At 66.2% G+C, this 12,345-nt stretch carries 10 protein-coding genes and 1 pseudogene; 3 read left to right on the forward strand and 8 right to left on the reverse strand.

Annotated features, from left to right (window positions below):
• The first annotated feature begins 389 nt into the window (after positions 1 to 389).
• Entirely contained in the window at positions 390 to 1,367 is a 978-nt protein-coding gene (locus J7367_RS20535) for an AAA family ATPase (RefSeq protein WP_209028988.1), read from the forward strand.
• A gap of 35 nt (positions 1,368 to 1,402) precedes the next feature.
• Here the strand turns inward: J7367_RS20535 and J7367_RS20540 are convergent, their stop codons facing one another.
• Both J7367_RS20540 and J7367_RS20545 read right to left on the reverse strand, forming a co-directional pair.
• On the reverse strand, positions 1,403 to 1,744 hold the full coding sequence (locus J7367_RS20540) for a hypothetical protein (RefSeq protein ID WP_081027945.1): 342 nt from the start codon (positions 1,742 to 1,744) through the stop codon (positions 1,403 to 1,405).
• On the reverse strand, positions 1,741 to 2,115 hold the full coding sequence (locus J7367_RS20545) for a hypothetical protein (RefSeq protein ID WP_244672352.1): 375 nt from the start codon (positions 2,113 to 2,115) through the stop codon (positions 1,741 to 1,743). The genes J7367_RS20540 and J7367_RS20545 overlap by 4 nt, the downstream gene beginning before the upstream one ends.
• Before the next feature lie 23 nt (positions 2,116 to 2,138).
• Here J7367_RS20545 and J7367_RS20550 point away from each other — a divergent pair, with 23 nt between their 5' ends.
• Entirely contained in the window at positions 2,139 to 3,395 is a 1,257-nt protein-coding gene (locus tag J7367_RS20550; RefSeq protein WP_139792841.1) for a Shedu immune nuclease family protein, read from the forward strand.
• Positions 3,396 to 3,937: 542 nt separating this feature from the next.
• Here J7367_RS20550 and J7367_RS20555 read toward each other — a convergent pair.
• The 6 genes and pseudogenes from J7367_RS20555 to J7367_RS20580 form a co-directional block, all read right to left on the reverse strand.
• Positions 3,938 to 5,401: a DNA cytosine methyltransferase gene (locus J7367_RS20555; protein WP_057663046.1), complete on the reverse strand. Its 1,464-nt coding sequence runs from the start codon at positions 5,399 to 5,401 to the stop codon at positions 3,938 to 3,940.
• 430 nt (positions 5,402 to 5,831) lie between these two features.
• The gene (locus J7367_RS20560; protein ID WP_057663049.1) at positions 5,832 to 7,874 is read right to left on the reverse strand and encodes a DNA topoisomerase III; all 2,043 of its coding nucleotides are present in this window, start codon (positions 7,872 to 7,874) and stop codon (positions 5,832 to 5,834) included.
• Positions 7,875 to 8,047: 173 nt separating this feature from the next.
• Positions 8,048 to 8,434 carry a single-stranded DNA-binding protein gene (locus J7367_RS20565; protein ID WP_057663051.1) on the reverse strand — a complete coding sequence of 129 codons (387 nt, stop codon included), beginning with the start codon at positions 8,432 to 8,434 and terminating at the stop codon, positions 8,048 to 8,050.
• A gap of 145 nt (positions 8,435 to 8,579) precedes the next feature.
• Complete coding sequence (locus J7367_RS20570) at positions 8,580 to 9,116, reverse strand: DUF3158 family protein (RefSeq protein ID WP_057663054.1); 537 nt, start codon at positions 9,114 to 9,116, stop codon at positions 8,580 to 8,582.
• 164 nt (positions 9,117 to 9,280) lie between these two features.
• Positions 9,281 to 9,964, reverse strand: a pseudogene (locus J7367_RS20575) (PFL_4669 family integrating conjugative element protein); the annotation flags it as partial.
• A 313-nt stretch (positions 9,965 to 10,277) separates the two neighbouring features.
• A complete protein-coding gene (locus J7367_RS20580; RefSeq protein ID WP_057663058.1) occupies positions 10,278 to 11,501 on the reverse strand; it encodes an STY4528 family pathogenicity island replication protein in 1,224 nt (407 codons plus the stop codon).
• Positions 11,502 to 11,569: 68 nt separating this feature from the next.
• Here J7367_RS20580 and J7367_RS20585 point away from each other — a divergent pair, with 68 nt between their 5' ends.
• Positions 11,570 to 12,109 (forward strand): hypothetical protein, encoded by a 540-nt coding sequence (locus tag J7367_RS20585; RefSeq protein WP_057663063.1) that lies wholly within the window; start codon positions 11,570 to 11,572, stop codon positions 12,107 to 12,109.
• Positions 12,110 to 12,345 lie beyond the last annotated feature (236 nt).

A 12,345-nucleotide genomic window follows, 5' to 3' on the forward strand; every position in this document is an offset into this window, starting at 1 on the left:
CTGCCGGCGATGGGGAGCGTGCGTCTGTGAACCGGGAAATTCCCGCGGAAAGCGCCAGAAATGGCGAAATTCCGAAGTTCCAAAAGCCACTCTTCGGAACGACGCCACCTTCCGCCCTGTCAGGTCTCGTTGTTCAGACCTTCCCTAAGTAATGTGATGCGGCCACGTGTCGCCAGTTCATGAGCTGCTGGTCCGGCAGCATTGCCGCTCTCCGCAGTCAACGGCTGGCGAGATCGACGTCCATCCATACCCAGCGCTCTCGCGTGGATAACCGCTCTTCTTGCGGGTTTACGGCAACCGTCCGCAAGGACTGGGCTCTCGCTGTTCTTGGCACGCTACGATAGCTTACAACTCGACATTAGCGCCTCAGGGAGAGGAGGGCCAAAGATATGCACATCTCTAAACTCACGCTGGTCAATTACCGAAACTTCAAGAACACCAGTCTGACGTTTCAGCGCGGCGTCAATACCATCATCGGAGAGAACGGCGCAGGCAAGTCCAACATTCTTCGCGCCATCCGATTACTCCTGGACGACAACATGGTCCGCGCAGCCTATCGGCTGGAAGAGTCCGATTTCAGCCGCGCGCTAGATCAGTGGAGGGGCCACTGGATCGTCATCAGCACAGAGTTTGAGGACCTCAGCCCGGACGAGGCGGTTCAAGCGTTGTTCTTACACGGCACCGCCGATATACACGCCGGGCCTATTTCCAAAGCCACCTACAACCTCATCTTCCGCCCCAAGAAGGAGATTCGGCTGAAGCTGGCGGCCCTTGATGACTTGGACTGCGCAGCGTTAAAGGCAATCCGAGATGGCATCACCATCGACGACTACGAGACCATCTTCACCGGCCGAAGCAGCGCTGACTTTAGTGATCCGGCCACGTATCAACGGATCGTCGGAAACTTTGACTTTTGCTCCTTCTCTGAAGAAACAGAGTTCCCTGAGATTGGGGCCAAGGTGCCAGGATTTCTGTCCGTGACCAAGGAGGTTTCACTTACCTTCATCCAGGCGCTTCGCGACGTAGTAGCCGAGTTTCACAACAACCGCACCAATCCACTGCTCACCCTCCTCAGAAGCAAGAGCGGTGAGATCGACGCAGCGGCCCTGGCCCCGATCGTGGACAAGGTGCGTGATCTCAATGGCGCCATCGAAGGGCTCGAGGACGTGCAGTCGGTGCGCAAGCACATCAGAGAGGGCGTTATGGTTGTCATCGAGCGTAGTTACGACCGAAATCACTGCAGGCTCGTGACGCGCGTCCATGCGATGGCCTGCAAATGGACTGACAGGGCGGCGATGAATCGGCATGTGAGACTCCTGGTGCATGCATGCCTCAAGTCGAACGCATTCCTGGGTGCGCAGCCATGAGAAATGCGGTGGCGCTCACCCCGTATTCCTGTTTGTCAGAGGTTGCCCGCTTCGAGGAGAAGAACAGCGAGTACTGCCACGACTTCCACTCGGCGAATGCGATCAAGTTCTTCGACGCCCGTCCCAGCTTGCTGCAGCCGAATACGAAGGCGCCGCCACAGCAGAATGGCCACCGTGTACAGGAAGATGCGCCAAGCCATGAAGAAGCTTGCGTGCGCCTTGAGCCATTGCTCCCAGGCAGCGGCGCCGTCGACAGCCCGAATCCCCTGCACGTTGATCGCGACAGCCACACCGATCAGAAGGCTAGCCCAGATCGTTGCGCGACCCACGGATCGCATGGCCAACATCGCGCCGCGTCGCTGGGCACGCCTTTTCACAGACTGCTCCGCTCGCACAGCGCGAGATCAGACGAACAGCCGCTCCCCGCCTGGTCGTCGAAAAACAGCGCGTACTGACGCCCGCCGCGCGCCGTGCGGCACCACTCGACCAGGCGCCGAATACCGGAGTACCTACCTGGCCGATCCACATCGGTCGGATCCTTCCTCACCGGAAAAAACGTCGCCGCATGGCGCTTGTTGGCCGCGGCCACGACGCGCTCCCAGCGCTCGATGCGGTCGATGTGCCCAGGAAAGCGCTTGGCGATCGAACGCAGCTCCGACTTGCAGGCATGGATGCAGGGCATGCAGCCGACGCGGCCCATGCCCAGGGCATACAGCGGATTGGGCGCCACCCAAAGTGCTTCTGGCACACGTCAGTTCCACTGAGATCCTCATGTTCCCGACGGTGTCGGCCGCTTACCGCTCCACGTTCCTCGAGCAAAAATATGACCAGATCGCCAGGATCCGCATACCGGGCGATTGGAATGTCCCGCAGGACATCTACGAGTTCAATGAATTGCTTGACGATCTTCCGGTGGGCTTCTCGCGGCGTGCGTCGCGGGGCCTCGGGCTCAAGTGGGAAAATCGTTTGATCATCGAGGCCATCGAACGCGCGACTGCGGCGACCGAACTCCAGTTGGTCGACGGCGACGAGGCCTCGCTTTCGGGTGAGACCTTCTCGCTCGGACGGCGGTTGTTCGACAGTGTCCGCAAGGGGATGGCGCAGATCGGCCGAAAATCGCAATTCCGGGCGCTACAGGACAGGCGGTTCCTTGCGCACAACGAGATAGTGCATCCGATCGACGGGGAGCTTTATCCGAAGCAGGTGCGCGAAGCCAGACCCGGCGAGTTCTTTGCGTTGGCGCAACTGAGCACTCGCGACCAGCAGCGCAGCGCGGGAGATCGCGCTGCCGCCACGGATCTCGTCAGGCGAGACGTTTCACAGATCGCGCGGGACAACCCTCGCGCGCTGCTTGAGTTGCGTTCGGAAATCGAGCGGGTAACGCTCGGAGAGTTGATCGATCGCTTTGACGCGCTGCTTCAGCGGAATCCGGACGAACGGGTCTGGCAGACGTTCTTCGAGACACATCCGTTCGTCCTGAGTATCGCTTTTCCGCACCCAGTGCTGCTGATACGGGGACAGGCGTACGTAGGAGGAGCGACGATCGACGGGAAGGGCGAGACCATTGCCGATTTTCTTTTCCGGAACCGACTTACGGGCTCGGTTGCCATCGTGGAGATCAAGACGGCGCGCACTCACCTGCTTCAGAAAAAGACCTTCCGCGGGACCATGCACGCCGCGCATTCCGACCTGTGCGCCGCAATCTCACAAGCTCTGGATCAGCGCGCGGAACTCACCAAGAATTTCCATGCGCGTGGCCAACATCCCGACATGGAGGGAACGCACGTGTGGCATGTCCATTGTCTTGTGGTGGCTGGGAAGACTCCCGAAACGCGCGACAAGCGCGGGTCCCTGGACCTTTTCCGCAGCGCGACGAAGGATGTGGCCGTGATCACGTTCGACGAGTTGCTTGAGAAACTGCGGGCCATCCATTACGCGATGTCGGCTGGCAGCATAGGCGCTCCCGGGTCCGTTACCCAAAACGCGGGGCCATCTCCAACATCGGGCGGGCCCGACACGGACCGCTGACGGCGAGCTACCCGCCACTCATCCACGCAGCTTCGGGGCGATCCGCTTCCCCTCCCGGAAGTGCGGATGTCCAGGGCTCCGTTGACACCCGCCGGTCTCGACCTCGCCCAACAGGCGCATCGCGTGCGCGCCGGCCCACCGCTCCACCGAGCGCATGCCCACGGCCTGCGAGCAAAAGTACGCATGGGGGTGTCGGGTCGCGCTTCCACGGTGGCGATTGACATAGGCGATCCATCGCCCATCGGGGAACACCGTGCCGGCGACGCTCGCGACGATGGAGCCGCGACACTTCAGCCAGGCCGTACCCCATTGGTCCGTGTCACGCGAAGTCGTCCGGAAGCGCCATGCGGGCATGCTACCGACCGGCATCTCACGGGCTGAGATGCCGGTCGTATCGATGGATGCCGCATAGGCGCTGCTCGGGCGCCCCCGGGTCGAGCGGCCTCATGGCCCCGGGTCGGCATGGCTATCCTCGCGCGGATGCAGTGCAGGCGCCATCGGAAATCCGTACGCCGCGCGTCGCGGAATCTCCCGTCAATGCGTCAGGACTTCCCTACCAGGCTGCGTCTGAGGCGTGCGCCGAGCCAGGCGACGCAGGGTACGGCCATCGAGTTGCCGATGGCGCGGTAGCGCGGCGCGTCGGCGGCCGGTTTTCCCCGGTACGGCACCAGCGTGTGGTCGTCGGGCATGCCTTGCAGGCGTTCGCATTCCCGCGGCATCAGGCGGCGCACGCGCCAGCGCAGTCCCCATGCCGTGTCGCCGTCCTCCAGCGCACAGACGTAGTGGTCTTCGTGGGCGGCCGCCTGCAGCACCATCGGCCGTCCTTGTCCCGCCTTGCCACCGCCGGTCGACAGGGCGCCGGCGATCTGGCCATGGCCGGACTCCCAGCGCACTTCGCTGCGCGAATTCTGCGCGAAGGCGATGGCCGGGACGACGCCGGCATTGGCGTGGCTCGTCCGGTGCGGACCTGCACGCAGCGTCGGGGAACGTTCCGCGTCCGCATCGGCACCGCAGCCCTGGGCGGTGAACGCGATGATGGGCACGCCCTTGCCGGTGCCGTCCTCGCCGGAGCCCTTGCCGCCGTTCGCCGTGTCCAGCGTATGGCTGATGGCACCGGCCACCGACTGGACGAGCATCGTCTCGGTTGAGAGATCGAAGCGCGGCGGCGCACCCAGCAGGCAGGCAGCAACGTCGGCGGGCCCCTGGGCGTTGCCGAATCCCATGGAAATGGAGACCTTGCCGTAGGGGGACGTCAGGCCGGGCGATCGGCTTGCTGTCGGAGCGCCCGCTCCAGCAGCGCGGGCAGCGCCTTGCCACGGCGCGTAGCCCGGCGAAGGATCCCCACGCACGCCTTCCTGCTCAAAAAGTATTTCTGCGGGATCGATGTGGTCTCCACCACTTGCCACAAGAAACACACGGCGGCGGCGCTGGGCGACGCCGAAGTATTGGGCGTCGAGCACACGCCAGGCGATGCGGCGCCGGGGTCCAGACACACAACCTGCGTTCGTCCATCTTGGCCCTGGCGGTTCGAGCGGAAGGTCTTCGCCGGCCAGTGCGCCCAGCAGGCAGCCGAAGGCGTTGCTGCGGTCGCTGAGGACGCCCGGGACGTTTTCCCAGACGAGCGTGGCCGGCGGGCGGCGGGAACGGGTGCGGACTTGGTCGATGGCATTGGCAATCTCCACGTAGGCCAGGGTGAGCGCGCCGCGCGGATCGGACAGACCCTGGCGGGCGCCCGCGACGCTGAAGGACTGGCAGGGCGTGCCGCCCACCAGGATGTCGGGTGCCGGGATTTCGCGGGCGCGGAGGCGCCGCGCCAGGTGCGCCATGTCGCCGAGGTTCGGCACGTGCGGGTAACGGTGCGCGAGCACCGCGCTCGCGAACGCATCGGTCTCGGAGAACCAGGCCGGTTTGAGCCCGAGCGGCTCCCAGGCCAGGCTCACCGCCTCGATGCCGCTGCAGACGCTGCCGTACGCGATGTCGTTGTTCGTTTGGGGCGAGGGGTTCATCGTGGGCTCCTGTTCGTGGGGGGACGTCAGGAGAAAGGCGCCAAGGACCGTGCGGTCCTCGGCTGGCGAGCAAGGTGCCACCTGTGGCGAACAGATCACGCGGTCGCGGTAGGAACCTCGCGCTGCCCGCATATCACCCGGCCCGTGTCGTGGCTTGGGCCGCAAATCCCTGGCACGCATCCGCGCACAAAGGGTGCCTGTGGTTTCGCCGGTAGGCCCGTCGGCAACGGAAACATGGATCGGGAACGCGCCATGGCGGCGTGCGAAGAAATCCGCCTTCCCGCCGGCGGGGACGATGCCCCGCCGGCGGGCACGCTTCGCAGAAGGCTGTGCATGCTGGGGAACTCGCGGGTGGCGCGAGGACGCCGCACCCTCGGTGCGGGCGGGGAACGAAAAACAGGAGAGGACGGGAGATGGAAGCCAGCCGGAACTAGCGGTGTGCGCGAGCGGATCGGGCCTTGGATCGTGCCCGCCCGTCCTTGCCCGCTTGCGCAGATGCGACCGGGGCCGTGCCCTTGCAATCGGGGTAGCGGCAGCAGGACCAGAACGCTCCGCTCTTGCCGGTGCGCTGGCGCGTCGCCGCGCCGCACAGCGGACAGGGCGGGCCGGCGAGCACGCGCAGGGCGAGGGTCGTGCCGCGATGCTGCTGCACCAACTGCGAGACCCAGGCGGACTGCTTCTCGACGAAGGAGTCCAGCCCCATCTGCCGCGCTTCGATCATGTCCAGCGCCTGCTCCCAGATCGCCGTGGTGCCCGCATCCGCGATGGCTGCGGGAACCGCGTCGATGAGCGTCATCGCGGTATCCGATGCCCGGACCGAGCGGCCCTTGCGAACCAGGAATGCCCGGGCGATCAGGCCGCTGATGATGCTCGCGCGCGTGGCCTCCGTGCCGATGCCGGTGGTGTCCTTGAGCTTTTGCTTCAAGCGCGGATCGGTCACGAGCCTGGCGACCGTCTTCATCGCCTTGACGAGCTCGCCCTGGGTATAGGGCCGGGGCGGCTGGGTGCGCAGCGATTTCAGATCCACTGCGCCGACCTGGCAGGACATTCCGTCCCGCAGCGCCGGGAGCACCTGCTCGCGTGGAGCCTCTTCGCTGCCTTCGGCCTCTGCATCGACCGCTGGCGCAGGCAGAGACGGTGGCGAGAATGCCTGTTGCCAGCCGGGGGCGACGATCCGCTTGCCGACCGCCTGCAGTGTCTCGCCGCCGCAGGCCAGGCGCACGCTCGTCCGGTCGAACTCATGGTGGGGAAGGAACTGTGCGAGGTAGTGGGCGCGGATGAGTCGGTACACCGCGAGCTCCTTGGCGGACATCGCGGAGAGATCGGCGGGCTCCAGCGTGGGGATGATGGCGTGGTGCGCGGAGAGCTTCGCATCGTTCCAGGCGCGGGAGCGTTGGTGCAGATCGAGATGGGCGATCAGCGGGTGCAGGGCGGGATCGGTCTTCAGGAGGCTGCCGATGACCGTGGGGACCTCGGCGAGCATGCTCTCGGGCAAATAGCCCGCGTCGGTGCGCGGATAGGTCGTCGCCTTATGCGTCTCGTAGAGGGCCTGCGCGATGTCCAGGGTCTCCTGCACTTCCAGGCCGAGGCGCCGTGAACAGACTTCCTGCAGCGTGCTCAGATCGAAGGGAAGGGGAGGGCCTTCGCGCACGCGCTCGGTATCGACGTGCGCGACCTGCGCCGTGCCCGCGGTGCGAAGGGCCTCGGCCGCCTGGCGCGCGATGGCCTGGTGCAGACAGCGCCCCGCGTCGTCCGTTGCGGCGCGTGGCGCAAGCCAGTGCGCCGAGAGCGCTGAGCCCGCCGCGGAAAGAGAAACGTCGATGGACCAGAACGGGATGGGCACGAATGCCGCGATCTCGCGGTCGCGGTCCACGACCAGTTTGAGGGTGGGCGTCTGCACGCGCCCCACCGACAGCACACCGTCATGGCCGGCTTGGCGCCCGAGCAGCGTGAAAAGGCGGGTGAGATTGATGCCGATGAGCCAGTCGGCGCGGGAGCGCGCGAGCGCGCAGTGGTAGAGGGAAAGCGTGTCTTCCGAGGCTCGCAGTGCGTCGAATGCCTTGCGGATCGACGCATCGTTGAGCGCCGACAGCCAAAGGCGCTGGACCGGTCCGCGGTAGCCGCAGTAGTCGATCAGTTCGCGGGCGATCATCTCGCCTTCGCGATCGGCGTCCGTGGCGATGATGAGCTCGGACGCCTGCGCCAGCAGCCGTTGAACGACCTTGAACTGCGCGGCGCTGCGTGCCTTGACGACCCAGCGCCACTGCGCAGGAACGATCGGCAGCGTCTCCAGCGTCCAGCGCTGGAAGTGCTCGCCGTAGGCCTCCGGGGGCGCGGCCTCGATCAGGTGGCCGATGCCCCAGGTGACCTTGATGCCCGGCCCACCGAGGCAACCGGCTTCGCGCTGGTGTGCGCCCAGGACCCGGGCGATGTCCTTGCCCTGGGAAGGCTTCTCGCAGAGCACCACGCGCATGAAGCGGCCTCCCGCAGAAAATGCATGACTTCTATCGAATGGCCATCAGCATCGCGGGTGCGGCGCGCCGTGGCTGCCCACAACGCGCGCACCGCACTCTCCGGTTTGCCGCGCCGCCGGTCGATACCCATCACCTGTTGATATCCATCGCATGCGGCGGCGTCCCGAATCGGCTATTCGCCGGCGTTTCCCGGCTTGGGACTGAGGTGCACTGTCTCCAGGCGGTACGGCAGGATGCCCACGCTGCGCGCGTCCACCTTGTACGTCGTGTGCGGCTCGCCCTCGGCGTCGGTCCAGTCGTCGCGTTCCAGGTGTCCGCGCACAACCACGCGCATGCCCTTGGCGAACAGCGTCGCCCAATGCTCCGCGTCGCGGTGCCACCAGTCCACGGGAGCCCAGAAGCCTCCGCGGTCGTCGTAGGCGCCGTCCTTGTTCGGCACGGGATTGTCGAAGTACACGTTCAGGCGCAGCACGCGCCTTGGCTCTTCGTTTCCGTTCGGATACTCGTCGAACTTCGGTGGCGAGCCGATGTTGCCTTCGCCGTGGAAGTGGGTGCTCATGCGGAATCTCCTTGTTGCGTTTCGGGGGGAGGAAAACTGCGTCGGGCGAGCGCATGTCGCCGCGCCGGTGGTGGGCCGGGGTCGCCGGCACGGAGGCAATGCGCCCGTGCGCCGCGCTTGCATGCCCGGTTCCCGGTGCGCGGCGTCATGGCGGCGACCTGGAGGGGGGCGGTGCGTGCCGGCGCAGGAGGCAGGCGTCGGCGGAAGCCAGCTTGTCGGCGCATTCCTGGGCCTGCCGCCCCAGCGTGTGCAGCAGGCTCACCTGCATGTTGATCACCGCGCGCTGGACCTCCATGGCGTGCAGATCGCCCAGAAGGCCTTGCGGCGTGGCGGCGCTCGCCATGAGCTCCTGCCACAGCGCCACGCCCATGGCGGAGCGGTCGTGCCTGCGCCAGCGCAGAAAGCTCGTCCCAGCGCCGGTGTTCTGCAGGGCCAGTTGTACGTCCAGCAGCAGGAACGGGTACCGGTTGGCCTGCGCCAGCACACGGCGCTGCGCCATGGCGATGAGCTCGTCCCGCAGCGCGTGGCATTCGCTGGCCCAGGCCTCCAGAGGCCCCTTACCTTTAAAAGGCTGTAAAAGGCCTTTTAGAGAGGCCGCCTGTCGCAGGCCGCGGAAGTCCGCCTGTTCCAGCGGCACGAAGCGGCTGCTTTCGGGGCCGGGCGGTGGTGCGGTCTCCCTCATGGCGCGTCGATCCCGCCCGTGTCGTCGTCCGCGCCGGGCGCGGGTGAGCGTGTTTCGTCCACGGGGTCCGAACCGGATGCACGGCTCGCAGCGTCGGTGGCATCGGGTGCCTGCGCGGCTGCATCACCGACAACGTCGCTGGCCCTCGCCGGCCGGCCGAGGGCCGAGCGCCGCACCACGGGCGGCGCATAGCGCGAGCGGCGCGTACCTTCCAGCACGTCCTGCGGCAGCTCGCCGAACTTCTCCAGTGCCGCGCGGGCCGCCGCGTTCCTGGCCGCGAAGTCGTCCCGCGTGCAGCCCGAATAGCGGTACTGCTGCGCCAGCGAGAACAGGCTGCGTAGCGCGTGGGCGCCATCGTTGAGCCAGCGCTCCAGCGTGGAGCGATCGATGAGCGCGGTGTGGTGGGCCAGGATCAGCTTGCGAGCCAGTTCGTCGTAGTCCGCGAGCAGGTAGACCGCCATGAAGCCCAGCTGCGCATTGACGAAGAGCGGCAGGCGAATGGGCTGCACATTGAGGTTGTCGCCCAACGACAGGGCGGTGGGCACGTCGGTGAGCGCGCGGTCTACCTGCTCGCGCAACTGCCGCAGGGTGGTGTCGACCTGCGAGAGCTTTTCTTCGATGCGCAGCATCCACCAGTCGGAGTAGGGATCGTCCTGCTCGGCGCCGCGCTTCATCTTGTTCATCACGGCGATATAGCCGTTGAGGCCGACGATGCCGGGTCGCCCATCGGCGGGCGCGCGCCCGTGCCAGATGCGGGAGGCGTGGTGGGTGTGCAGGGTCAGCGACATCGCGCTGCGCAGCGATCCGAGATTGAGCTGCAGGGCGGGCGGATTGGGATCTTCGACCATGGACGACTCGCAAGGGGCTGTACGAAACGCGAGCGTCGCCGCGCGAAGGGAAGGCTGTCCGTCAACAACACGCAGCGGGAAGCCGCCTGATTGACCGGCTGGCGCCTATACCCTGGGTATAAACGTTGGCGTTGGCTGGCTGGATCGCGGATCCATCCATCGCGGCTCGCCGCGCTGGGCAACCGCGCGCGCGCTCGCATGGGGGAGGAGCGCTGAGCGACCGAGCGCTATACCCCGGGTATAAAGATCCGCACAGCGCTGTCGTCTCCTGACGTTGGCGCTCTGCCGCACCCGACGAGTGCCCATTGGTTGCTCAGGCACCTCGCAAGATGGCGCGCAGCCGCTCCAGATGCGCTCGCGCCACTTCCTTGCTCGCGGGCTTCGGCGGCGGTACCGGTGCCGGTGCAGGGGATGGCGGTGGATGGGGTGCGGGCGCCTGGCCTGCCGTGGCCTTGAATTCGCCGCGGATGGCTTTCTGGATGATCCCAAAAAGGTAGCCCGCTGGATTGCGCACGCCGCGGTCGCGGCAGCGCGCGGCCCACTCGTCGAGCACGGCCTGCCGCTGTTCCTGCGCGACCTGCTGCAGAGCGACCAAGGCCCCCGCCTGCTGCTCGTCCTTCAAGCCCACGAACTGCGCAGGTAGGCGCATGCCGCCGTGCGCGCTCGCGCGCGGTACCGTACGTTCTTCTACAGAAGAACTACGTACGGTACGGTCCTGCATCGGATTCCGAAGACTGTGGTTTGGCGCGGGTTTGCGGCCCGATTCGGAATCCGAAGCCAGCGCCGAAGGAATCCGAAGCCGGTCGTCGGGGCCGCCTTCGGAATCGCCGGTGTGCGCATCCTGTGCATAGCTTGCTTCCTCCTGCGAAGGCTGCGGCACTCCGCGGGCCAGTTGCTCCGAGAGCACCTGCAGCCGCGTGGGCAACACCCCGCCGCGCAGCAACGGATCTTCGGCAATCTCCCGCAGCGTGTGCTGGCCGACGTGCTGCACCGCCTTGCTCGCATGGCTCAGCGCCTGGCTGACCAGCCCCAGATAGTCGGGGTCGAGCTGCATCGCCTCGAAGGGGGTGAGCGGCGCGTCGTGCAGGACGTAGAGATTGCCGAGGATGCGGCCGCTTTGCGGATCGCGGCGCCTGCGCACGAGGCTCAGCCAGCGCGTGAGCCGCAGCAGCGTCAGGGCGCGCGCGATCGTCTCGGTGGAAGCTACGGGACCGCAGGGCATGCCCGCCAACAAGGGGCGCAGCTGCTCGTAGGTCGGCAGCGCGGTGAGCCCGTCGGCATGCAGTTGCATCCGGATGACCTGCCAGGCATTGCGCTCCAGAGGGGTCAGCCGGCGGTCCAGGAACAGCGCCCTCGGAACGCTCTCGTGCCGATTGCCGCTGTAGAGGAAGCCGTCGTGGACCGCCGGTTTGCCGGGTGCGGGAGCCGTGGGCCGCGGCGCGGGCCGCGTGGGTGGCGGTGCCTGCTCCCACGCGGCATCGAGCACCTCCGCCAGCGACCGTGGACCGTGCGGCCGCTGCGCCCCCGAGGTTGCCATGGGACTACACCAGTCCCTGCGCGATCCAGCCTTGAATAGCGGCCCAGACGACCGACGGGGGGCTGGCGTTGATTGAGCGCGACCAGGCTGTCCACGCGCAATCGCGTCGCTTCCCAGGCAGCCTGTGGAGGCGCGTCGCGCTGGATGCGGGCTGCATTGACCAGCGCCTGATCGGTCTCGGCATAGCGATGCGCAGCATCCACCGGCTCGGCGCTGGCCCAGCCGATCATGCGTGCGACGCGGTCGTTATCCAGGCGCTCGCGTTCCTGCTGCGAAAACCAGTCCGGATGCCACATCGCCTCGGCCGCGAGTTGCGCGCTGCCGAGGTCGCTGAGCGTGAGCGCGCGCATCGTGTAGGCGCCTCTATCGCGTGGGTCGGCATGCAAGACCCGCTCGTAAATGGCCAAGGCGTCCGCGTAGCGTTGCCGGCCGCGAAATTGCTCGGCCTGCTGCATGGGGGTGAGGGCTGTGGGGGCATCAGGCACGTCCGCAGGCCGCACTTCACCGCTGTGCGCCTGGGGCACACATGCGGTGAACAAAGCGAGGCTGAGCAGAGGAGTGAGTGCGCCTGTAAGGTCAGGACGACCGCGCTGCACGTGATTGCGTGAACAGGGGGAGGGGGAGGGGGAGATTCACGAGCGATCCCGGCTATGAAGTCCAGCGATACTGGGTATGCCACTGTAAAGTGCGCGTCATCACAATGTGGATAAGATGTTCATTACTTCAGTTTGCTTGGTCTGAAACTGGTCTTCCAGTTTGCGCATGCGGGGATTCCCAGCAAGGCGCTGAATTTGTCTGCAGCGAGATCTCTATTCCCTATCTTCATTAAGAATTAACATCATGG

Origin of the sequence: Xanthomonas sp. D-36-1 (genome assembly GCF_017746155.1) — a bacterium.
GTDB lineage: Bacteria > Pseudomonadota > Gammaproteobacteria > Xanthomonadales > Xanthomonadaceae > Xanthomonas > Xanthomonas cissicola.